This window comes from Candidatus Methylarchaceae archaeon HK02M2 (assembly GCA_024256165.1).
Lineage (GTDB): Archaea > Thermoproteota > Nitrososphaeria > Nitrososphaerales > JACAEJ01 > HK02M2.
Window position 1 is genome coordinate 1 of sequence record JAKLZG010000073.1, and the last position, 22,782, is coordinate 22,782.

Annotated in this window: 21 protein-coding genes and 3 tRNA genes; 13 read left to right on the top strand and 11 right to left on the bottom strand. The window is 35.7% G+C overall.

The annotated features are described in order from the left end of the window. On the bottom strand, positions 1-2,476 hold a 2,476-nt coding region (locus tag L6N96_05835), incomplete at its 3' end, for a DNA-directed DNA polymerase I (GenBank protein MCP8323678.1). Between the two features lie 818 nt (positions 2,477-3,294). Here L6N96_05835 and L6N96_05840 point away from each other — a divergent pair. Continuing rightward, complete coding sequence (locus L6N96_05840) at positions 3,295-4,356, top strand: tyrosine--tRNA ligase (protein ID MCP8323679.1); 1,062 nt, start codon at positions 3,295-3,297, stop codon at positions 4,354-4,356. A 40-nt stretch (positions 4,357-4,396) separates the two neighbouring features. Here L6N96_05840 and L6N96_05845 read toward each other — a convergent pair whose 3' ends face one another. Beyond that, complete coding sequence (locus L6N96_05845) at positions 4,397-4,975, bottom strand: hypothetical protein (GenBank protein MCP8323680.1); 579 nt, start codon at positions 4,973-4,975, stop codon at positions 4,397-4,399. A gap of 418 nt (positions 4,976-5,393) precedes the next feature. On the opposite strand from L6N96_05845, the gene L6N96_05850 reads away from it, so the two are divergent. The 5 genes from L6N96_05850 to glyS all read left to right on the top strand — a co-directional run bounded on the left by L6N96_05850 (position 5,394) and on the right by glyS (position 10,907). Continuing rightward, positions 5,394-6,509, top strand: a complete 1,116-nt coding sequence (locus L6N96_05850; protein MCP8323681.1) for a DegT/DnrJ/EryC1/StrS family aminotransferase — start codon at positions 5,394-5,396, stop codon at positions 6,507-6,509. Between the two features lie 24 nt (positions 6,510-6,533). Then, entirely contained in the window at positions 6,534-7,313 is a 780-nt protein-coding gene (locus L6N96_05855; protein MCP8323682.1) for a polyprenol monophosphomannose synthase, read from the top strand. Between the two features lie 21 nt (positions 7,314-7,334). Beyond that, entirely contained in the window at positions 7,335-7,511 is a 177-nt protein-coding gene (locus L6N96_05860) for a hypothetical protein (GenBank protein MCP8323683.1), read from the top strand. A 183-nt stretch (positions 7,512-7,694) separates the two neighbouring features. After that, positions 7,695-8,843 (top strand): trypsin-like peptidase domain-containing protein, encoded by a 1,149-nt coding sequence (locus tag L6N96_05865; GenBank protein ID MCP8323684.1) that lies wholly within the window; start codon positions 7,695-7,697, stop codon positions 8,841-8,843. 315 nt (positions 8,844-9,158) lie between these two features. Next, entirely contained in the window at positions 9,159-10,907 is a 1,749-nt protein-coding gene (glyS, locus tag L6N96_05870; GenBank protein ID MCP8323685.1) for a glycine--tRNA ligase, read from the top strand. Here the strand turns inward: glyS and L6N96_05875 are convergent. The 3 genes from L6N96_05875 to L6N96_05885 all read right to left on the bottom strand — a co-directional run bounded on the left by L6N96_05875 (position 10,878) and on the right by L6N96_05885 (position 14,326). Further along, positions 10,878-11,687: a DUF92 domain-containing protein gene (locus L6N96_05875; GenBank protein MCP8323686.1), complete on the bottom strand. Its 810-nt coding sequence runs from the start codon at positions 11,685-11,687 to the stop codon at positions 10,878-10,880. The genes glyS and L6N96_05875 overlap by 30 nt on opposite strands. Positions 11,688-11,789: 102 nt before the next feature. After that, the gene (locus tag L6N96_05880) at positions 11,790-13,274 is read right to left on the bottom strand and encodes a DUF87 domain-containing protein (GenBank protein ID MCP8323687.1); all 1,485 of its coding nucleotides are present in this window, start codon (positions 13,272-13,274) and stop codon (positions 11,790-11,792) included. Positions 13,275-13,285: 11 nt separating this feature from the next. Further along, entirely contained in the window at positions 13,286-14,326 is a 1,041-nt protein-coding gene (locus L6N96_05885) for a DNA double-strand break repair nuclease NurA (protein MCP8323688.1), read from the bottom strand. An 89-nt stretch (positions 14,327-14,415) separates the two neighbouring features. Between L6N96_05885 and L6N96_05890 the strand changes: the two genes are divergently transcribed. Beyond that, positions 14,416-14,820 (top strand): hypothetical protein, encoded by a 405-nt coding sequence (locus tag L6N96_05890; GenBank protein MCP8323689.1) that lies wholly within the window; start codon positions 14,416-14,418, stop codon positions 14,818-14,820. A gap of 76 nt (positions 14,821-14,896) precedes the next feature. Here the strand turns inward: L6N96_05890 and L6N96_05895 are convergent, their stop codons facing one another. The 4 genes from L6N96_05895 to L6N96_05910 all read right to left on the bottom strand — a co-directional run bounded on the left by L6N96_05895 (position 14,897) and on the right by L6N96_05910 (position 18,089). After that, positions 14,897-15,655 (bottom strand): hypothetical protein, encoded by a 759-nt coding sequence (locus L6N96_05895; GenBank protein ID MCP8323690.1) that lies wholly within the window; start codon positions 15,653-15,655, stop codon positions 14,897-14,899. Positions 15,656-15,665: 10 nt separating this feature from the next. Beyond that, positions 15,666-17,090, bottom strand: a complete 1,425-nt coding sequence (locus L6N96_05900; GenBank protein MCP8323691.1) for a B12-binding domain-containing radical SAM protein — start codon at positions 17,088-17,090, stop codon at positions 15,666-15,668. Positions 17,091-17,135: 45 nt separating this feature from the next. Beyond that, complete coding sequence (locus L6N96_05905; GenBank protein ID MCP8323692.1) at positions 17,136-17,450, bottom strand: zinc-ribbon domain-containing protein; 315 nt, start codon at positions 17,448-17,450, stop codon at positions 17,136-17,138. A 90-nt stretch (positions 17,451-17,540) separates the two neighbouring features. After that, positions 17,541-18,089 carry a zinc-ribbon domain-containing protein gene (locus tag L6N96_05910; GenBank protein MCP8323693.1) on the bottom strand — a complete coding sequence of 183 codons (549 nt, stop codon included), beginning with the start codon at positions 18,087-18,089 and terminating at the stop codon, positions 17,541-17,543. Positions 18,090-18,239: 150 nt separating this feature from the next. Between L6N96_05910 and L6N96_05915 the strand changes: the two genes are divergently transcribed. The 6 genes from L6N96_05915 to L6N96_05940 all read left to right on the top strand — a co-directional run bounded on the left by L6N96_05915 (position 18,240) and on the right by L6N96_05940 (position 22,429). Then, entirely contained in the window at positions 18,240-18,896 is a 657-nt protein-coding gene (locus tag L6N96_05915) for a diphthine--ammonia ligase (protein MCP8323694.1), read from the top strand. 210 nt (positions 18,897-19,106) lie between these two features. Beyond that, a tRNA-Lys gene (locus L6N96_05920) sits at positions 19,107-19,207 on the top strand. Positions 19,208-19,288: 81 nt separating this feature from the next. Continuing rightward, a complete protein-coding gene (locus L6N96_05925; GenBank protein ID MCP8323695.1) occupies positions 19,289-20,089 on the top strand; it encodes a hypothetical protein in 801 nt (266 codons plus the stop codon). 65 nt (positions 20,090-20,154) lie between these two features. After that, entirely contained in the window at positions 20,155-20,301 is a 147-nt protein-coding gene (locus L6N96_05930) for a hypothetical protein (protein MCP8323696.1), read from the top strand. A 342-nt stretch (positions 20,302-20,643) separates the two neighbouring features. After that, a complete protein-coding gene (locus L6N96_05935; GenBank protein ID MCP8323697.1) occupies positions 20,644-21,948 on the top strand; it encodes a hypothetical protein in 1,305 nt (434 codons plus the stop codon). Positions 21,949-22,072: 124 nt separating this feature from the next. Beyond that, entirely contained in the window at positions 22,073-22,429 is a 357-nt protein-coding gene (locus tag L6N96_05940) for a thioredoxin family protein (protein ID MCP8323698.1), read from the top strand. Between the two features lie 30 nt (positions 22,430-22,459). On the opposite strand, the gene L6N96_05945 is transcribed toward L6N96_05940, so the two are convergent. Then, a tRNA-Leu gene (locus L6N96_05945) sits at positions 22,460-22,579 on the bottom strand. A 50-nt stretch (positions 22,580-22,629) separates the two neighbouring features. Next, a tRNA-Thr gene (locus L6N96_05950) sits at positions 22,630-22,713 on the bottom strand. Positions 22,714-22,782: the final 69 nt, after the last annotated feature.

The following is a 22,782-nucleotide window of genomic DNA, read 5'->3' on the forward strand; positions in this document are numbered from 1 at the left end:
AACCTAGAGCATCCAATAGTTGCTCAAATGTCCCCCTTAAATAATCAAGATACTTTTCTGTATCAATATCATCTATTTTGGCCAAGTTTAAAGGTTTCACACCAAGCGGAGTCTTTGTTTTCACAAAAGAGATCATTTCCCCAGCCTTCACTTCCTGACCGTTTTTTTTCATCAATTTGGCAACTTTTACATGCTGAGGCTGTGTTTCAGTATATCTACTTATGTCTTTACTCATCATCACATTGAAAGCCATTTCTTCAAGAGGTATCTTTCTACTTTTAAGTTGAAGATATTTTTCACGGAGCTGTTTTTTAATGGCTTCTCTTGCCTTCCCAAAATCGTTTGGTGACTTTACTTTGCTTAGCGTATCGACAGTGTTATAAAAAGCATTCTTAATGAATGGAGGGATGTGGCGTTTCTTGCCTGTCAAACCCTTTATATCGACACTACCATCTAAAAGAACTCCAAGATAGTTTTTCTTTCTTTGACTAAAGGCTACATATAAGTAGGTCTTTTCAAGGTCAAGTTCTATCTTAAGACCGTCTTCAGCCCATTTTAAAATAATTTTTATCTGCTCTTTAGTAGGGTTCTCAAGAAAAAGTGAATCCGTATCACCATACACAACGCTTATACCCAGCTCTTTACATTTTTCTATCGTCTTAGATATCAGATACCTGCCAATAGCTGTTGTCGCTTCAGCTACAGGGAGGCAATAAAGTGGATAAATTTCTGACCCCATAACACCATAAGAAGCGTTAAGTATTACCTTAAGAGCTTGAGTAACTACATTATAGAGACTTAAATCATCAGAGCTAAGCGAAGTGTCTTTTGAGAGTGGCTTGTAGTAGTTGACCCTAAGATCTCTTAAAGATCCTATCACCAAAGATGATATGCCTTTACGATTTTTGCAAACCCATTGATCAGTTTTAGGAATTAAGTTCTTTTTACATTCTGGGTGAATACAATGTACAGTATCATACGAAAGATTATAGACTTTGATGATGCTGGGATATAGTGAAGCGAAGTCAAGAACCAATACATTAAAATGAACACCAGCTTTAGGTTCGACAACAAGAGCACCCTTGTATTTTTTTCCCTTTGTTATGGGCTTAGAGACCGCTCCACCTTTTTCTTCCATTTCTTCCTTTTTAGGGATCAAAGCATTTATTCTTCTATGTTCAAAATACATCACGCTTCTTATCCAATTTGATACGCCTATCCTTGCGACATCATCTATCGGCATCTTTGCTACCCTTCCTAGGACTATCAATAATTTCATAAGGAGGTCATCGTTGAAGCTCGTTAAATTATAGGTCATAAGAGAATCTTTGTAGCAATATTTTGCTAGCTCGTAAAGTGGTAACGAACCAAGTGAACCTTCGAACTCCATCTTTGATTCATTTATAAGAGCTTTACTCACTCCATTCAGTGTATGCTCGATATATTTATTACCAAAAGCATAAATTTGGAGAGATTTATTTCTAAAAATCTTATAAAGATCGATATGCACACCATATTTTAAATAAGCAGCATTTCTGCCCAATGAAATAGGTATTTGATCTTTAGAGAATCCAAACTTGTTCATTGCTCTATGATAAAGGTAATTTAAGTCAAAATCGTCGCCATTAAAAGTGATTAAAAATGGATAATCCAATATACGTTTAAAGACAGATGAGATGAGATCTTTTTCATTTTCGAAGAAAAAAACCTTTACTTTATCTTCTAATTTATTTTTTCCAAGCTCTAGCTTTTCCCTCCTAAGTAAATATACTTCAGAGGCTCCATCACTTCCTACGATGGAGACTGCCAGAACTGGAAACTCAGCTTTTATAGGATTAGGAATGCGTCTTTCAGCTGGCGGTAATACTTCTATATCTAAAGATGCACGACGTATGCTTGGAAGGGGTTGGCTCAATAGTTTGATCCATTCTAATATGTGAGATTTGAAATCAGGGTCCGATTTATCTAAAACCTTTTTAAGACTCTCTTTTGCACCTTTTGGAACTTCATATGATACGGGAACTATCTTTGAATCCTTCTCCTCATAAAAAGCCCCTACTATCAGACCTTTATCGTAAAGATAGCTCTCATAATATTTGATATCAGCCTCCCATGCGTCTATCATATTTCGTATGCTCTTATTTGACGATGTACCCCCTATCACAAGAGGATTATCGACTATGATCTTTGTTAGATTAACTTCAGTATCTCTTAAGAGATCTTTCTTTTTTTCGACTTTGAGATCGAGAACATCCGGTCTGTTTTTAAGGTTTTTTAAATCCTCTATTGGTAATCTAGAGTAACAATATGGCTTGTGCCTTGTATTATCATACCACAGATGGATGGTCTGAGTGTTGGGATCGTAGAACTTCAATACAGCAACTTTGGCCTCACCATCGTATGTAGCAGAGACGAGAAGAGAAGGAGGGATCGAGCGCTTTTGTGGGATTTTTGTCACGTTTAATTGATCACTCATTTTCCTCTCCATAAACACCTTTAGATTCAAGGACACATTATAGTAAAATACATTGATTAAAAAAGGTTAAATCGTCTATCTTTATAGGGTACGTTGCATTGAAGTTAAATCTCAAAAAGTTGCCTATAATCCTTGGACTGTTTTTTTTATTAACAGGGGCGATATGGGTCTTATTTGCAATATTACATGAGGGAACAATTCTGCTTGTACAACCTGGAATTGTCAATTTAATCATTGGAACTTTATTACTAATTAGGTTCGGAAAAAGATACATCAGATATCTAAGTATGGCAGCTGGTCTATATAGCTTTATTATATGTATATATCAATTCTACGCAGCATATAGCTTATTACAATTTGGCTTGACAACATTTGCAATTACATCATTAATAGGATATGGCTTAGTCTCATTAGCCTTCTTTTATGTTATCCTATTATCTTATAGGAATGCTCAAGCATTTGACATTTCTCATGTTAGTCAAAATAATGTTAAAGAATAAAAATAAATAGATTTAAATCAGTCTATCAAACATTTTTTATTATATCTTAGGTGCTTTTAAGGTTGGATTGGATTTGATGTCCTTTGGCTTGTAGTCGGCTTACTTTTATTAGTGGATATAAGCTTAGACCTCGTTGATAAGTTTAGAGAATGGAGAAAGAAACATACTAAATCATCATAATGGTATATGGAGTATCCTGTTGATAAACCCAACAATAGTAAATAATTTCCTAATGATCAATATTCGAGATATAAAAACTCACTTTAAATCTAAGAGATCGATTTTTAAGATAAATTGAAGGAGGATTAGACGCTAGTCATGGATATTGAAGAAAAGACGGAAATCATCCTTAAACCACCCACAGAAGAGGTAATTACAGTAAATCAACTTAGATCAATATTGGAGACTGAGGCACACCCAACACACTATATAGGATTTGAAATATCAGGTTTAATGCACCTTGGTACTTTGGTAATTTCGGGTTTCAAGATTAATGATTTCATTAAAGCAGGAATCAGGTGCAAAGTCTTTTTGGCTGATTGGCATAGCTACATCAACAATAAATTTGGAGGAGATTGGGATAAAATCAAATTAGCATCAAAATACTATGAAGAAGTCTTCAAGTTCTTCTGTCCTGGTGTAGAGGTTACCCATGGTTCAGAACTATACCGTGGAAATGACGATTACTGGAAGAATCTAGTAAAATTTTCAAAGCATATAACTTTGGCAAGAAACACAAGATGTTTGACGATAATGGGAAGAAGCAAAAAAGATAGACTTGATTTCGCTCAATACCTGTACCCTCCCATGCAATCTATAGATATAAAAGCAATGAACATAAGGATCGTTCATGCTGGAATGGACCAACGTAAAGTCCATGTTTTAGTCCGAGAAGTGTTCCCAAAATTAAAATGGAAAGCGCCAGTAGCCATCCACAATAGTTTACTTCCCGGTTTATCAAAGCCTCATCGTTCTGGTTTAGATGATGATTCAAAAATAGACATGCTCTTCTCAAGTAAGATGAGTAAATCTAAGCCATCTACATGCATATTTATTCATGATGATTTCTATGAAATCAAAAGGAAATTACAAAAAGCATGGTGTCCAGAAGGAGTTACGGACTATAATCCAGTTCTGGAGATGGCGAAGCAGATCGTTTTTCATGATTTTAAATCTTTAGAGATAGAAAGACCTGCCAAGTATGGTGGTTTGATTACTTTCGAGAATTTCAGTAAAGTTGAAAAGGCTTACCGTGATAGAAAACTTCATCCAACAGACTTAAAATTAGGGGTAGCAAAAGCCTTAGACAAAATACTGGATCCTATAAGATCTTATTTTAAAGATAAGCCTGAATTGTTGGAAGTCTTTAAATCGGTATGATAGGTGATTTCTACTAGTTTTTTGTAGAGTGAAATCAGTTCTAGCTTTTTGTAGATTCAATCCTTTGAAGAAAATAGAATGTGTAAATTGCTACTATTGTGATAACAACAAACAACTTCGTGGCAAAGACTAGATTCCAAGGCACTTCTGGGTTAGGAAAGGGATTCTGAAGGATATCTGGGTTCCAACTTGCCAACTCACCTAAAGCCTCTTTTGCCATTAAAGCACCCCATATGGTGAAGTTAAAAAGAACTTCATAGAAAGCCATGGCTGCTATAAAGAAAGCAATAAACATGCCTGTTTGTCGAATAAATTTTGGAATCATTAAAATCCGATTTTTCTGCAGTTCAAAGAAAGAAAACCAAAATGCTATTATTGAGGCTGCCAACCAAGTTACGGGTTTTGCATAAAAGAATACAAAAACTTCAGGTGGAGGGAACTCCACAGTAACAAAAGTCTCACCAACAACATCGACCCCTTGTACTATTCCAGCAACTATTCCATAGGTTGCAGTTATGATCATAACAACGGCTGAGACGATACAGATGATCTTGTATACTGTTCTTGTCTTCTCCTCTTCAGTAGAAAGGTCTATAAATTTCAAATTTATCGCTACCATGCTTTATACTTTTAGAATAAAAAACTTTGTTTACATTTCAATTCCTGCAGGCTTTTTTGATATCAAGGATATCTTGTGAAAGTCAATCTCTTCTACGCTGGAAGTGGACTTCAGCTGGTCCCTGATTAAGCTGAACAAGTGATTACGACCTTCTTCCTCGGCTCGTATACTATCTCTATCATGACCAATCATTCCTTTTTTTCCTTCTTGAGTATCTGTCGATATCTTCCAAGCAACAGGGGTGTATGCGCTTTAAAGTATAAACCCAAAGAACTGAGGGAAAAAATAAGGGGTAGGGACCCATGATCCCGGTCCCGATGGGCTTGGGAGTTCAAGAAAAAGAAGGGTATTAATAAATCGAAAACGCTTCACTAATAGTTAATTAGGCAATATTACAAGGATGTGTTGATGATCATTTTTGATCCCTATCAATAAACCCTTGATGAGTGAGGAAGAAATAGTAGAAGTGATGAACGTCTTCAAGAGTGGTAAGCTCACAGATTCCAGCTTGGATGGAAGTATTATGGTAAAAAATTTCGAAAAGACTTTTGCCAACTTCATTGGTACAAAGTATGCTGTAGCTTTAAATTCTTGTACTTCAGCATTACTCGCATCTCTAGTCGCATTAAATATTGGTTATAATGATGAGGTTCTCGTTCCCTCCTTCACCTTTGTTGCTACAGCTAATGCTGTTCTTGCTGTAGGTGCAAAACCTGTTTTTGTAGATATTGATCTGAATGACTACACTATTGATGTAACCGACCTTGAAAAAAAGATAGGTAAAAAATGCAAAGCAGTGATCCCTGTCCATCTCTATGGCCATCCTGCCAATATGGGTTCTATAATTAAATTAGCCAGAGAGCATGATTTATTTGTAATCGAGGATGCTGCGCAATCTCTTGGAGCATCATATAAAGGTCAAAAAACTGGCGCAATTGGTAATCTAGGTTGTTTCAGCTTCTACTCTACCAAAGTTATAACATGTGGTGAAGGTGGAGCTATAACGACAAACGATGAAGATTTGTATAATAAATTGAAAATGATTAGAAATCATGGCTTGGTTAGCGATCATAATCCAAAAATATTAGGTTTCAATTTTAGGATGACTGAAATTGGGGCTGCTTTAATCAAGACTCAGATGAAAAGGGTCGAGACGTTTTTAAATATAAGACGAAAAAATGCCCATAAGCTCTCAGAATCCCTTAGTGGGTTAGATGGAATAAAGTTACCCAGAGAAAAAGCGGACTGTGTTAATAATTGGTATCTTTATACGATCTTTATAGAGAAAAACCGAGATAAGGTTTTAGAAAACCTCAATAAAAGAGGACTTGGAGCCACTGTGTATTATAAAATACCCCTCCATAAAACTTATCTTTACACGCGGCTTGGTTATGGTGATATATCACTTCCTAACACTATATTAGCATCGGATCATGTCATTTCGCTTCCAGTTCACCCAGGTCTTACAGATAACGATCTTTCTGTAATTACTTATTCGGTTAAAGAAGCTTTGAAAATTTACTATAGAAACTAAATTATTTTAATAAGAGTGTTAAAAATGGCTCGAATCTCTGTATTGATCCCAACCTATAATGAACGGGATAACATCTCCACACTTATAGATGAAATCTTCAACTACATCTCTAGGTTTCCCTACGATGTGCATATAGTAGTCATAGATGACAATAGCTCGGATGGAACGGGGCAAATTGTAGCAAAAATAGCTAAGAATAACGATCAAGTCCACTTATTATCGAGACCTGGCAAGTATGGATTGGGATCAGCCTACATCCATGGTTTTAGATGGTCTGAGTCAAATCTTTCACCTCATATCTTTGTTCAAATGGATGCTGATTTTTCTCACCCCCCAAGATACTTGACAACTCTTATCAAAAATGCTCTTTCAGGATATGATGTAGTCATAGGTTCTAGGTATATTGAAGGCGGTGGATCTGTTTCTTGGTCATTACATCGTAAAATCATAAGCATGTGTGCAAATTCAATAACGCGTTTGATGGTTAAAATAAGGGAGAAAGATGCTACTAGCGGATTCAGGGCACTAAGTAGGAGGGCGGTACACACTCTACTTAACTTTGATTTAAATAGCAAGGGTTATGCCTACCAGATTGAGAGTCTTTTCTTGTACTCTAGATTGGGCCTATCTATCAAGGAAATTCCTATTTTATTTTTTGAAAGAAGAAAGGGAGCTACAAAACTTTCAATTTTAGACATCTTAAATTTTATCTATCTAGTTCTAATTATGAACGTAAGTAAATCAAAGGCAATTAAGCAATTTAAGGATATACAAAGACAATACAAGGGTAACTTCAAATACTAGTCAATAGATAGGTAAAGTATTATGAGTAATTCTGAAATCAAGAAAGTCTTTGGAGGAGTTGTATACGAGTGCGTCCGATGTAGTACAAAAGTTACGGCTGAAGAACTTGCTCAACTGCCAGAAATTAAGTGTATCTGTGGCTATAGAATACTAAAAAAGGTTAGGCCCCCCATAGTCAAGCAGGTAAAAGCAATCTGATCGATGAAAACCACTCCATTTTTATATCTTAGGTGAAGTTTCGACTAATGTCGATCGATAAATTAGATAAAGAAATAATTTACTTTCAAGACAGTTAAAGACGATTATGTTCCTCATATAACTTCTAATTTAACCTAGCGAGATATTTTTATTTGAAGATTATTTTAAAAAAGAAGAAATAAATTGGATAACTCCCAAAAACAAAAAATCAACCAATTCTCCGCAATACTGATAACAACGGCTCTTCTAATCGGTATATTCGCAGGTGGACTCTTAAGTTATTTAATAGTTACGAAACAAATCAATGATCTTCAAAACCAAGTCTCGACGCTACAAGAACAACTCACAAATCTTCCTTCAGTCCAAAATTTCACTTACGTCTTTGGAGATAATGCCTCTCTTGCTGAATTATACGAAAAAATCAAAGACTCTGTTGTCACAATTCGTGGATTACAAACCAATTTAGGGGAGTTATCCCCAACCACACAAGTTCAAGGGTCTGGGTTCATCTACAACTATACAGGACAAATTGTAATAATCACAAATTATCATGTAGTCCAAAACGCGATCAACATCACAGTGACCTTCATAAATGGAAATGGATACTCAGCTTCAGTGATAGGGTCGGACCCTTACGCCGATCTGGCTGTACTTTCAATAAACGCCCCACAAAGTGAATATAAACCACTAGAAATTGTTGATTCATCCACTTTACAAGTAGGTGATCCTGTGATAGCTGTCGGCAATCCCTATGGTCTATCGGGATCGATGACTACAGGTATAGTAAGCGCACTAGGCAGATCGATCACGTCAGAAATGATAGGCAGATATCCTATAGCTAACATCATTCAAATAACCGCACCTATAAATCCGGGTAACTCAGGAGGGCCGCTTTTAAATTACCAAGGTCAAGTAATTGGTATAACCACAGCAATTGTGGCCGCATCTCAAGGAATCGGGTTCACGATCCCTTCTAACACAATCTTAAGGGAAATTGGGTACCTCATCACTGAAGGGAGTTATGATAGACATCCTTGGCTAGGTGTATCAGGAATAGACATGAATTATGAAATAGCAAAAGATATGAACGCGAATATAACTTATGGATGGTTGATAGTTCAAGTTGTAAGCGGGGGTCCAGCAGATCAAGCAGGTTTACAGAGCGATGACATAATAATTGCTTTAAACGAATCCCCTATAGTAAATGGAGACGACCTCGCAACATATCTTGAAGAACAAACACAACCTGGCCAAATAATCAGTATAACAATAGTAAGAAACAATTTAACAATGATGTGTACTGTTGAATTAGGAACTCGACCACCGCCATAAATATATTGATTATCAGAATGGAATTCTGATTTGGAAACATAAATACTGAAACGCTGGACAATTTCTAATATAAGATTGAAAATGGCATTTGGACTTTACCGACATAACTGGATAGGTAAGGTATCAGATAAAACATCTCTTATATGTAGTAATATAAAGGGTCTAAGAAACCGTTAAAAATGTATATTTTAAAGCGTTTTTAAATCAGATTTTAATAGTTTATTTAACGCTATATTTGACGATGTTGGGAGAAATATATTAAAGTACTTTTCGGAAGTTTAATTTATATTAGAGTAAAAAAATCAAAATTATTTATTGAATTCGAAAAAGGTTAACAAAGCTGAAAAATTAACTGAATTGGCAAGAAGACGAGGGTTCTTCTGGCCAGCACTAGAGCTTTATGGCGGAGTGAGCGGATTCATTTCTTTTGGAGAACTTGGTGTAAAACTTAAAGAAAAGATGATCCGAATATGGAAGGATTATTTCGTCCACAAGCATGGCTTTACTGAAGTCGATACACCTTTAATAACTCCCTATACGATCTTCGAAGTATCAGGTCATGTAAAGAGCTTTAAAGATCCAATGGCTGAGTGCTCTAAATGTCACAGGAAGTTCAGAGCAGACCATCTCTTACTAGAAACGGGTCACATAGTCTCGGAAAGGATGAGCATAAATGAAATGAGTAAGGAGTTAAATAAAGAAGTTGTCAAGTGCAGAGAATGTGGCAATACTGGATGGAATGTAGGATATTTCTTAACCATGTTTAAAACAAATATAGGACCTTACAGTGGGGATGAGGGATTTATGCGCCCTGAGACAGCCCAAGGTATGTTTACAGAATTCAAGCGTCTTTATGAAGTATCAAGAGGCAAGATGCCTCTAGGTGTAGCACAGATAGGAAAAGCCTTCCGGAATGAAATATCACCAAGGCAGGGAGTAATAAGGCTCAGAGAATTTTCTATGATGGAAGTGGAGTTATTTTTTGATCCATTGAATCCAACATGTCCTTATTTAGATCAAATAAGTGATGAAGTTCTAAGGATATTACCAGAAGAAATAGTAGTGAAAGGCACAGAAAAGCCTCTAATCATAACTGTAAAAGAAGCTCTAGACAAGGGAGCAATAAAACAAGAATGGCTTGCATATTTTATGGCATTATCGAAAAAATTCTTAAAAAAACTGGGGATACCTGAGGATCGACAGAGATTTTATGCAAAACTTCCTGGAGAAAGGGCTCATTATTCTGCCCAGACATATGATCATGAGGTTCTCCTTGATAAGTTTGGGTGGGTTGAAGTGGCTGGACATGCATACAGAACAGATTACGACCTAAGTTCCCATATGAAGAAAAGCTCTGTGGACCTCTCTGTTTCTGTACAACTAAATGAGCCGGTTATAGTTAAAAATCTGAAAATGAACTTTGATGTAAAGAAGATCAGAGAAGCTTTTCCAGATAAAGTCAATATCATTCTTAAAAGGTTACAGGAGATGAATAAAAAGGAAGTCAAGGAAATCATAGATAGAGGAACCCTAGTGGTCGAGGGGTGTATACTACCTGAGAATGTAATTGAATTTGATGAGGTAGAGGAAAAGACCAAAGTGAGGCGTTTTATCCCCCATGTAGTAGAACCAAGTTTTGGAATAGAAAGACTGATTTATGCTACACTTGAATATGCGTATTGGGAAAAAGAAGATCGCAGAGTCGTACTAAAAATTCTTCCGTATCTTGCCCCTATTGAAGCCTCGGTACTTCCTTTAGTATCAAAGAAGAGATTGCAAGAAAAATCTCTAGCAGTATTGGAAGATTTAAGAGGAAGAGGAATTGATGCAATATACGATGATTCTGGCTCTATAGGTCGAAGGTATGCAAGGTCTGATGAGATTGGTGTACCATTTTCTATAACAATTGACTATGAAACACTAGACGATGATACTGTAACTGTAAGAGATAGAGATACATGGAAGCAGGAGAGGATACCTATTAAAGACCTCTCCGAATATCTCTTAAAGCTCTTACATTTTTCTAATCATTCATTAAATAAGAATAAAGAGAACTATAGCTGAGATGGCGCCACTAAGAGTAGAGAAAAAATTCACTACATTATTATCCACGGAATCAATGCCACTAAATCCTTTTGTTATTTTGCCACAATGTTTCTCATTTTCAGTAGTCTTCCCACAAATCTCACATATACCAATCCTTTGAATCGTAGCACCAAGGACACTATCCACAATACATCCAATAATTCCTCCTATAGTTATGATGATTAAGACATTTATGGGTGCAGACCCAATTATTCCAAGGTAAATTGCTGCTATCCCAATAAAAATTGACCCAAAAAAGGCAGATATTGTCCCAATCAGAGTAATCCCACCTGATGTACCGGCCTTAACAGTCTTTCTCAAATTAGTTATAAGTCTAGGTTCTTGTTTGCTCAATAAACCAATCTCGGTTGCGATGGTATCTGCAGTGGCTGAAGCCATCGCACCAAGAAAAGCAATTGCATAAATGTCACCGCCAAATATGAATTCCGTGACAGCGAAGATGGATGCAACTCCCCCATTTGCCAAAGCATTAGGCCAACTCCTTACACCTCCTTTTTCTTGGGCAGAACCAAGTTCCTCCTTATAGCTAAATCTGAATCTAGTGAATTGGATTGAGACTATAAAGAAAATGACTAGTATGATAAACCAATACCAACCCCCGCCAAAAAGTATCAGGGAACCTATAATGATGCAAGCAATAGCCCCCCCAAAATCTACAGCTTTAGCTTTAAGGGCTATCAATCCGAGGAAAAATACGATTAAAAGATTGATTAGAACTTCTAGAGAAAACGGCAGCATGATTTGCCAAACCTTACAATTTAATACTCCCTCAAATACTTTTTTATCAATTATGGTTCACCTACAACTTCTAAGAAGGATATTTCACTAGCGATATTTATGTTATTTAATCAACTTTATCTTTGGATTGTCTTCAAGATAATCTTTGAAGAAAAGATTTGTTTCTCCTAATGTGAGCATATCTGTCGAATTTACCTCGATAATTATTGGTAACTCGTTTACAGCTTTCCCTAATACCATACAAGCCCTTGGTGGTAATGTCTTCACAATAGCTTTTACCGTATCTGAATCTACTGTAGAGATTCGAGAGATTGTTTCTAAATCAACATCATTTGTAAAGTTGAATATAAAAAGATTATCAACTTGTCTGTATATACAATCCTTTATAACATCAGGTTGGTTAGTTATAAATGTAGTAAATATGCCAAAATGTCTCATTCTAGTTACAATATCATCCCAGTATGTCTCTCTAAGATAGAGATGAGCCTCTTCTGCAAATAAAAAGATAGGAGGGATTTTTCCCCTGCCAAGAAGGTTAACTATTTTACCTAATATAAGTTCAACAACGATCTTTCTCACTTGAGGTTGGAGACGGCTAAGAGATATTATGAAAACTCCCCCTTGCTTATATTTAGAAAACAAATCCTCAAATCTTATCGTTCTTTCTTGTTCATCTGAAAATAACTTAGAAGATAGCATTGTATGATACCTTGAAAATAGAGCATCCTTAACAAACTCATTGCACCTCCATTTTTGAATTGAATTGATAAAAGAAGCCATATTCACTGAGCCTTGAGCTTCCAGAAATTCCCAAATCCTTCCGAATTCACGTAATGAAGCTCCAGGAATATCTAATGCATGTTGAAGCATACTTGCGATTCCAGACAAACCAATATATTTTAAAGAGAAGCGCAAAGATTTGCCTGGTATAAGATTGAATACTTTATCAGCTATCGAATTTGGCCTCCCATTTTTCTTCCATCCAATGCCTTTGTATTCATCATTAAGATCAAATACGATTATATACGCGCCGTGTTCGACTAGCATGTTTATGATAAGCTTGGCTAGATGAGATTTTCCTGTTCCTTTCTTACCAGTTATTATATTGAGTCTTCCATCAAGCGCCTCAGCATAAATTTGGAACCCATCACCATCATTTGTAATACCTACAGGTAACTTTCTATAGCCATCTCTTTTCGCTAGAGAAAAAAGGTCAGATATTGATAACTTTTTAACCTTTGATGTCACTCTTGATGGAAGCCAAGACAGATTAGGTGTTAATCTCCCTCCTTCAACAACACCTCTTATTTTACATCTTAACAATTTCATATCCCTGATCAAATAAGAAATTGTCTTAATTTCTAAAGGATCAAGCTCAATTCTTTGGACGGTTTTATTCAAAATTTCTTCCCTAACCAAATCGTTTACAAGTTCAGATAAATCTAGATAAGATTCGTCATAAATCTGAACTACCATCTGTCTCTCCTGAGCCTCATCTTCAATAAGTATGTATTCACCACGTGACACCCCCTCACTAGGTAGCGCTAAAAGAAGAATCTCGTTTCCAGATTTTTCAAGTATCTTCATAATACTGCACCTTATCTCAACGATCCTATCTTTAGATTCCCAAGAGCGATTTTACGTGGGTCTTCTGCTGGAAGCTCTACAATGCCAACTTTTTTCGAGAGATAACTTTTGATAGATGTATCTTCAGAACGCGTAAATATAGATAAATGATGAGCTAGCCTTAAAGACTCTGGATATCCTCCAAAGAAGCAGTCGTTATACCTCACCCTTGAGAGCGTATCCTTAAAAGTATTAAAATTAAAGTTGCCTACATCAACCCTAAAGACCAATCCATCATCAGTGAACTTAACTAACAATATCCTTCCTTTAACTCCTCTAAAAATTGGACTAATTAATTGGTGAATATCGGCGTATATAGGGGATTCACTATACGAATAAAGCTGTCCTGCAAGTCGGTTCAAAATTCTGTGTTTTGAAGATTTTGAAATTCCGATGACTCTGTTGCCTTTCTCTTTTGCTTTATCTAAAATATCCATGAGAGTACAATCTTTAACATCGAAGATAGAATTTCTGAGCGAACCATCGATCATTATGACCCCTTCCGATAAGCTAAGAGCTAACTCCATAACAAAAATCCTCTCAAGCCTCACCCTTATCATCGCTTGAGCCATCGAATCTTCTAATAGAATTAGTTTCGATAACCGATAATCCTCAATTAAATCACTCACATTCTGTTCATTTAAGTAAAATATTATTGGGCCTATCCTCACATGGTTCTGATGATTATGATCGTGAAAAAAGACAGCAGCTACACGTGCTGCATATATCACTCCATCTTCGACATCGGCTATATGAATGCAAGATGAATCAATAGATGCCAAGACGGTAGGCTGGGAAATTACTGGAAACTTTCTTACTTCTAAGACTTGGTTTGATGGCCACCCTCTAATGGGTCTCATGTTGTAATTATCGGCGTTAAAAATTATCATCTTTCCCGTGAGCTTCAATATGCATGGTGTAATTTTTGATAATTGATTCGTGATTGTTTCGGCTATCAATGATGTATCTGGTAAAACTTTATCAGTAAGTGGAAGGTTTAATTGCTTGCCCATGTTGTTCAACAATATTAAGCAAGATGGGATTAATAAATGTTGTGCAATTATTAATTGTACAACAATAATAAACAGTATAGTTGAGAGATTTGTCAGACAGATCTGTATCGCCCATAGTTAGGATAAAATTGAAGAAAGGGAGCTGGGAAGTAGAAATCGAATGTGAAGAGACAAAGATCAAAGAAACTATAGAAAGCGTGCTCTCGGGCTTGAGCACTATACCCGAAATGAAATCTGAAGTACTAAAAAAGTCTAAAGGTGTATTAACCTGTAGAAAGTTGATTGAAAACTTATGGGCCGAGGGCTGGTTTTCTACGTCTAAAAGCCTAGGTGATGTACACGATGAATTAGCAAGGCGAGGGTACCATTATAATAGGACTTCAGTATCTCACTCTTTAGCAGAATTAGTAAGAGAAAACTTACTAACACGGTTAGGAACTCAAAGAAGTTATAGATATGTACAAAAGAAACCTCCACTTACTACACCAGATTAATTTTAATAAAATTCCAAAAAACACTAGTTTATTTATTATAATCATATCGAAAATAATTAATCAATATCTGCGACTATCATGACCTTGTATCTCTACTGAATTTACATTGAATTCCACAATCTTGACAGATTCTTCGATGATTCCATTGTGAAAGTGAAATTCGTGTGAAAAGCCAAAAGATACTTAATGAAATTAAAAAGAGATCAAAAAAGAAGTTATTACCAAATGTGTCGACTCCGATTAATAAAGAGAACATACCAAAGATAAAGAAAGCATTGAAAAAAAGGCGAAGAATTGTTCCTCGAAAATTAAACAAGGGGAAAAGTAAGCCAAAGGCAATTCCTAATATCCCAATACATATGGAGAAAAGACTTACTTGTGTTATTTGCCAATTGTTAGAAAAATAAAGAGTAGTCCCGAAGAGATTTATCAGAGCTCCAAAGAATAACCCTGTGCAACCCGTACAAAAAGTCTTGTTCCCTATCTGAAATTCGTGAGCCGAAAAGTTATCACAGATAGGGTGATGTCCATGTGTAATCTTCGTATTAAAAATAAAGGAAGCATTATTAAATGGGAACATACCTTCTTCAGAGAAGAATTCACTTGAACCTTTTTTCTTAAAATAAAATATTTGTGAACACTTTTTTGGGAAAAAAACAGCTATTATTCCAAAGATACAGATAAATCCAAATATCGAGCCAATTATGTGTTTCCTTAACAGAAGATCTTGACTAACCGATGATGGAACTAAAAGAATTATTGAAAGAAAAAGTCCAAAATATGATAGACCTATCAATAACAAAAGGTCTGAACGGTGGTAAATCTTCAAAGGCATGGAAATCTCTTTAAAATAAACTTCTTAACTGTGCCATAATACCTTGACTTGCCAAGTATTTGTAAGTTCTCCTCTTGAGCTTATTCGAAGAGAAGATGCCTTTAATTCTTCTATTTATAGACCCATAAAAAGCTTTATAGCATTCATAAAGTTCCTGTTGTACTTCATCTCTAGATAAGTTTTCTGTAGGCATTATAGCATGAACCATATCGTAATTCGCCCAATTATAATCCTCGATCCATCCATTTAATTCAGCGGCTTCATATAACTCCGTCCCAGGAAACGGTGTAAGTATCATAAAGATGGCTAGATCAGGATCTAAATCATTCGCGAATTCTCTTAAACTCGCTATTGATTCAGCAGAATCTTTTCTTTCTCCAATTATAAAAGTTGCTTGAGCAAAGATGTCACTCTTTTTCAGCAATTTAATTGCTCTTTTTGATTCTTCAGGATTGATTCCTTTATTCAAGGACTCCAGAGTTGATTGTCTTTGGCTTTCTACTCCTAAAAGCGACCACATATTCCCTGCTTTTCGCATTTTGGGTAGAAATTCTTGATTTTTTACAACATCGTCACATCTGGCTTGGAAAAACCACATTATATCGTTCGATAAACCTCTTTGAATTATCTCATCGGATAAATTCTCCATATGTTTACCGATACCAAAATTGTCATCTGTCAACCAGAGGAACTTGATCCCATAGTTCTGATAGCAGAATTCCATTTCATCAACAATTCGCTTTGCAGATTTAAGCCTCCATAAACCATTCCAGTGCCTCCATTGTGAGCAAAAGGTACATTTATGTGGACATCCTCTTGATCCTTCAATTAAAGCATATCTTGTCTTTGAACCAGCCATCATGGTAAAATGGTATTTTTTGATATGATCTTCAATGAAGTGATAACCAGGAAACGGTAAGTCGTCTAAGTTGGTGATGAGAGGTCCTTGTGGATTGTGTTGAATCTTGCCTTTGTGCCTAAAAGAGATACCTTTTATATTTGAGAAAGCTGATTTTTCGGTAAAAGCTCGTATCAAATTTACAAGTGTCTGTTCACCCTCACCTCGAACGATTATATCTATCTCAGGATACTTTTCCAAACTTTGTTGAGATAAAAAAGTGAAATGTTGACCTCCTACAATAGTTAAAATATTTGGTTTTACCTTTTTAGCAATACCACAAGTTCGAAGAATAGCGAAAGTATTACAAGTTGAAAGCCCACTAGTAGCCATTATATCGGGATCATGAGATTCTATACGCTTTTCCAATCCTTTCCAATCCAATCTTTCAGCTTGACAGTCGAGTACTTTTATCTCCACATCTTTGTTTTTACTTTCAAGGAATGCTGCGAGTTGGAGGATTCCAAACGGTGGTGGTAGGTATTCTCCCATGACGAACCAAAAATCTTTAGGCGGCTCTACGAAGAGAATCCTCATGATCGATCAAAGATTCGAATCTTAAATATTAAAAATTACCTATTTCTATTTTAATGAAGGATAGTGTCTCACTCTTCGGCCTCCACGCATGGAGATAAGAGCGCCTACAAGAATCATCACTCCTATCAAGAAGATAATTCCAGGCCACCATATATCAAGATACCACAATATCGCAAGGCCTATTAAAAAAACCCCCATAGCAATAATCCCCCATAATTCTCCACCACGTTCCCAGCCGAAGCATTCATATCTAGGTTTTCTCCACTCTTCTTTTCTATATCCTTCTACAGGCGTCCCACACTTTGAGCAGAAACGTGCATCTTCTTCTATCTCTGCCCCACATTTTTGACAATACAGCAAACTTTACCATCCTTTCATGATAGAATTTTGTTTTTCATTAATAAAATGTTCTGATATAATTCTAAGCATGATTTGAATACTGATAAAATTCTATCTTATCTTAAAGTAAGCTATAATAACACCGTATGTTATTACGAGTAAACCAATCACAACGATCCCTAATACTAACGCAATTTGCCATGTTAAAAAGCCTTGACCGTAAAGGTTGATTAAATAGGCGAATAATAATAGGCCAAATCCTCCGAGAATATCTTTTAAAGGTCTTCTCCATGGTTGTCGTAAGGCAATTCTTATTCCAGCTAAAATGAAGTTTGATACGCCTATCAAACCGAGAAAAAGGGCGAAAATAAAAATTAACCGAGTAGATGGATCAAATAGGCCTTGACCAAGCTTTTCAATCCAATCGAAAACATCTGATGGAATCCATGGATTAGTAAAGAAGATGTATGCCACTATTATAAGAAAGAATCCAAAAGAGACAACACCTAAATAGTCTCTTTCGACTCTTCTTTCACCAAAACATTCATCCCTTGGTACCTTTGTCTTTTCTCTCATATATTCAGCTACTGGAGCCCCACAATTACGACAGAATTTTTCTCCTTCACTATACTCTACTCCACACTTCTTACAATATGGCATATGATCTTCTGGACATTCGTCAATTATATATAAGCTTTCAAAATATGCATGAATATAGAATTATTTCTTTAGAGATAGTAACAATTGTTTATAGCATCAGACGCTTGTTAAAAATACTTTTTTATATGCAGGGAATATGGAGGTAATCTAATGAGAGCCTTCGTTTCTTGGAGTGGTGGTAAAGACAGCTGTATGGCATTACATAGAGCCTTGAAGACCGGTCATAAGATTGATTTTCTATTTAATATGCTCGGTGAAGATGGTTTAACGACTAGAGGCCATGGTTTAGGAAAAGAAGTTATCGACGCCCAAGCAAGTGCAATCGGAATCCCAATAATTTACGGGAAAGCTTCTTGGGAAGCATATGAAGACGAATTCAAGAAAATTATAGAAAATCTGAAGGATCAAGGCATGGAAGGAGGAATATTCGGAGATCTAAACATTCAGGAACATAGAGACTGGGTTGAGAAGGTTTGTAACCAAGTTGGAATCAAAGCCTTTGAGCCTCTTTGGAATGAAAAATATGAAACTCTACTAACAGAGTTTATGGATAACGGATTTGAAGCCATAGTTGTCAGCGCTAAAGCAGCACTTATAGGCAAGGAATGGGCAGGGCACAAATTTGATTGGGAATTTATAGAATACTTGAGAAGTCGAAGTCTTGATTTGTGTGGAGAAACAGGAGAATATCATACCTTGGTAACTTATGGGCCAATATTTAAACAACGTATAAAAATACTAGAAGGTAGGAAAATGGTGAAAGATGATCGATGGATTTTTAAGATATTGAAGTTTGCCAAGCATTAAGCTGAGGGTAAAATACTTTTAGAGATATATTTTAGATTTTTATCTTTGGACCTGATTCCGTAGTACAGAATTAGTACCGTTAAGAATTTTACAACAACAAGATTTAGATGATCAAATCGAAGTTTCTTTGATATTTTTAGTAAAATCTTTTCTTCTGAATTTGGAGTAGATTAAACTTTAAATTAATCTACCTTAAAAAGAGTAACAAATGGGCTCGTGGCGCAGCATGGATATCGAGACTAGAAAGCGCGGCAGACTTTTGGTCGAACCTCCTAAGCTGTAGGTCCGGGGTTCAAATCCCCGCGAGCCCGTACCAAATCAGTGTGAATAGCAATTCTATAGCCTTTATAAAAGGCACTAATAAGCAAGTAAACCCAATTGGATGAATGAATATGAAAGTTGGATACATTCAGTTTAGACCTATATTCGGGGAAAAAGAAAGGAATCTCAAGAGGATTATTAGACTTTTACATGAAGGAGTAAGAAGAAAAACGGATTTACTCGTTCTTCCTGAATTAAGTAATACAGGTTATGTATTCAAATCTGAAGAAGAGGTGAGGATTTTTTCTGAAGATATACCGGAAGGCCAAACAACAAGAACGCTCACCGAATTTGCCAAGGATAACAATCTTTACATCGTAACGGGTCTGTGTGAAAGAAAAGATGGAAGATATTTTAATTCAGCCATACTTGTCGGTCCAGAAGGATTCATCGCCGTTTATAGGAAAACCCATCTTTTCAACAAAGAAAAGTTATGGTTCTCGAAAGGAGATATCCCGTTTAGAGTATACGAAATCTCCGGTGCTAGAATAGGTATGATGATCTGTTTCGACTGGTTTTTCCCGGAGTTAATACGCATACTAGCCTTGAAAGGTGCTCAAATTGTGTGTCATCCATCTAACCTCGTTCTACCATACTGTCAGAAAGCCCTCCTAGGCGCAGCTATCCAGAACAGAGTCTTTATAATAACTGCAAATAGAGCAGGGATTGAACGTGGAATTAAATTTACTGGAATGAGCCAGATCATCGGACCCGATATGAAGATTCTCGCAAGAAGTCAGAAGACCGGTGAAGAAGTTCGTGTTGTCGAGATAGCCCCGAAAAACGCAGACTCTAAAAAGATCACTAGTAATAACGATCTATGGGTTGATCGTCGGATAGATCTTTATCAATCTTTACTAGAGCAAAAGTAAAGAATAAGTTATCGAGTTAATCTAAACCGAGTAAAGCAACCAAGCTAGCGATAATGGTATCCTGAGTGGATTGGACGTGGGACTGTTTACGCCAAAATACGGAAAGAGGTGAAAAAGAAAGATATAAAATTTTCAAGAAGTTATATCACCAGATTCGTGAAGACAACATAGATGCAACAGTAAAGGAAGCCTCAATACTGTACGGTATCTAAATGAAAGATATCAAGGCTGTCATATTAAAAAGAAGAGAAACGATACTTAACCTAGAAAAAGGCAGATACAACTCCCCATTGAAATTAATATGTAATATAGCCAAATCCTTGAGAACAATTTAGACTTTTTCATTATGAAGAAGACAAAGGCTCTAGAAAGTTTAATATGACTTGGAAGATTTTTAACCTTTTTGGTGCTTTCTTATATCTTTAAGCGCATATCCTCAACAGTTAATAAGTAAAAGATGACGAAGAGTATGTAGAGTCTTAGAGCCATGCTTTTACATTCGATAAAAGAAAGGAAGGTGTTGAAAACAATTCTAGTTGAATGGAGGTGATTATTTGGGCTTTTTCGATTCCATCTTTAAGAAAGAGAAGAGAAAGACAATTCAACTAATCAAAGTTACATTGGATGAACTTGATTCATGGTTTGAAGATGAGACAAAAATACACTTCGGAGAACTAAATGAAAATAGCAAAAAGGTGCTCGACAATATTCAAATGTTACTTAACCAATTTAAAGAGAACCTAGAATATTTAGAAGAGGCTGTAATAAAAGAAGAAAAAGTAGATCAAAGGTTAAAACAGATCGTCCTTTCGAACAGGAATAATCTAGTTAAGAAAATGCGAAGCTTTGTTGATAGCGTCGAAATTCCTATTAGAATAAATCACAAAACTGTCTCAGAGTTTTATAATTCATTCATGAGAAAGCTAGAAGATCTCAACAAAAAGTCTATTAAAAGTTATAAGCGTACAAAAATCTTATTTGAATCAGAAACTTCCCAATTATTAACAGACTTAAAAACAATGGACAAGCTAATTGCCGAACTAATTGGCCCTATAAACAAAAAAAAGGCACTTATCAAAGATATAGATGAAACAAAAGAAAACATAGAAAACCTGAAAAAAGAGATTTCTTTGTTAAAAAAACTTGAGACAGATCTGAAAAGCCAAAGAAACTATTTGGATAAATCAAAGGAAAAGGCATACGAACTAAAGATCAATCTAGAAAAACTGGTAGAGAGTGAAGAATGGGTTTATCTGAAAAAGCTTGTTACGGAGAAAGAAGAAATTACAAAGAAGATCGATAAAGTAAGAAAGAGTTTGATTGAGACGCTATCTCCTCTAAAAAAATCATTAAGGAAATATAAAAATCTGAAAAAAAGGAATAAAGAAGACTTGGATATCTATATCATCTCTCCCATAGAGGCTTTAATCGAAAAAGGTGGAATTGGGATTTTTAAATCAATTTTCATCGATATTAAAGAGTCTGTTCTATCAGGAGAAATTGAGCTAAAAGATAAGAAAAAAGAAAAGACGTTGTCTTTAATTAAGAAGATTCTTGATACAGACATCCTAAAAGATTCGATTGCAAAGCATAATGAGTTAAATACCAAGTTGGAGTTACTTGATGAGAAGATAAGCAATACAAAATTTTTAGAGAAGGAGGTTATAGAGAAAAAAATTAAAGAAATAGAACAAAGAATAGAAGAATTGGAGGATAGTATAAAAGAATCGAACAAAAAGAGTACTCTTCTGGAAAAAGATATCATGGAGAAAAAAACTTCTTTGGAAAATAAGATAGAATCGATAACAAACCAAAAAGTGAATATTATTGCATTACTTCCAAAAGAAAATTTGTTTTAACGTTTTAGTCTTTATTATTCAGTGAATCAACAAGCAAAGTATGTGAGTTTATATTGTCATTTTTATTTCATCTGAAATCTTCTCAAAGAATATTAAAAATGAGAAAGTAAATAAGATATCGATCATGAGGAAAGAGCCGTTAGAAGAAAATAGCCATAAACCTTTTGAACTTATAAAAGAGAAATTTGAACAGATATTAAACTCGAAAAAACTTGTTGTAGTGGAATTCTATTCAGCTAAGTGTCCCAAGTGCTTTATAGAGATGTCATCATATGAAATGTTAGCAGAAAGATACGATGATCGTATAGTCTTTAGTAGGTTTAACATTTTAAATAGTACTGACAACAAGAGGGTGGCAGACCGATACCACGTCTTATCAGTACCCACTTATGCAATCTTTAAAAATGATAAACTTCTGGACAGATTGGTAAATCCTTCTATAGAGGATCTAAAAAAACTCATAATGAGTACTATAAATTAAATTAAAAGCGTTAACATATTTCTTAAGATTTGGTGCGGGGGGTGGGATTTGAACCCACGAACCCTTCCGCTATTTTTTTCTACGGGACAGGCGCCTCTAGCCAAACAATTTTACAGGCCTGCGCCTTTGACCTAACTTGGCAACCCCCGCTCGATTGTAGATGAATTGAACTAACTTTTAAATTTGAAGTTAATTTTAAGAGCCTCGGGCGGGTCTCGATCCCACGACCTAGTGCTTACGAGGCACTCGCTCTTAGATGGTTCTTCCAGCTGAGCTACCGAGGCTTCGTTATTTTCCTAACCCATATAGTTTATATTATTTTGTCGATTAAGTCTTTAAGGAATTCCTTTGAC

What these genes read in the sequence shown, in the direction of transcription:
- L6N96_05840 (MCP8323679.1), top strand. Translation starts at nt 3,295, where the DNA reads ATGGATATTGAAGAAAAGACGGAAATCATCCTTAAACCACCCACAGAA.
- L6N96_05845 (MCP8323680.1), bottom strand. Translation starts at nt 4,975, where the DNA reads ATGGTAGCGATAAATTTGAAATTTATAGACCTTTCTACTGAAGAGGAG.
- L6N96_05855 (MCP8323682.1), top strand. Translation starts at nt 6,534, where the DNA reads ATGGCTCGAATCTCTGTATTGATCCCAACCTATAATGAACGGGATAAC.
- L6N96_05860 (MCP8323683.1), top strand. Translation starts at nt 7,335, where the DNA reads ATGAGTAATTCTGAAATCAAGAAAGTCTTTGGAGGAGTTGTATACGAG.
- L6N96_05875 (MCP8323686.1), bottom strand. Translation starts at nt 11,687, where the DNA reads ATGCTGCCGTTTTCTCTAGAAGTTCTAATCAATCTTTTAATCGTATTT.
- L6N96_05880 (MCP8323687.1), bottom strand. Translation starts at nt 13,274, where the DNA reads ATGAAGATACTTGAAAAATCTGGAAACGAGATTCTTCTTTTAGCGCTA.
- L6N96_05885 (MCP8323688.1), bottom strand. Translation starts at nt 14,326, where the DNA reads ATGGGCAAGCAATTAAACCTTCCACTTACTGATAAAGTTTTACCAGAT.
- L6N96_05895 (MCP8323690.1), bottom strand. Translation starts at nt 15,655, where the DNA reads ATGCCTTTGAAGATTTACCACCGTTCAGACCTTTTGTTATTGATAGGT.
- L6N96_05900 (MCP8323691.1), bottom strand. Translation starts at nt 17,090, where the DNA reads ATGAGGATTCTCTTCGTAGAGCCGCCTAAAGATTTTTGGTTCGTCATG.
- L6N96_05910 (MCP8323693.1), bottom strand. Translation starts at nt 18,089, where the DNA reads ATGCCATATTGTAAGAAGTGTGGAGTAGAGTATAGTGAAGGAGAAAAA.
- L6N96_05915 (MCP8323694.1), top strand. Translation starts at nt 18,240, where the DNA reads ATGAGAGCCTTCGTTTCTTGGAGTGGTGGTAAAGACAGCTGTATGGCA.
- L6N96_05925 (MCP8323695.1), top strand. Translation starts at nt 19,289, where the DNA reads ATGAAAGTTGGATACATTCAGTTTAGACCTATATTCGGGGAAAAAGAA.
- L6N96_05940 (MCP8323698.1), top strand. Translation starts at nt 22,073, where the DNA reads ATGAGGAAAGAGCCGTTAGAAGAAAATAGCCATAAACCTTTTGAACTT.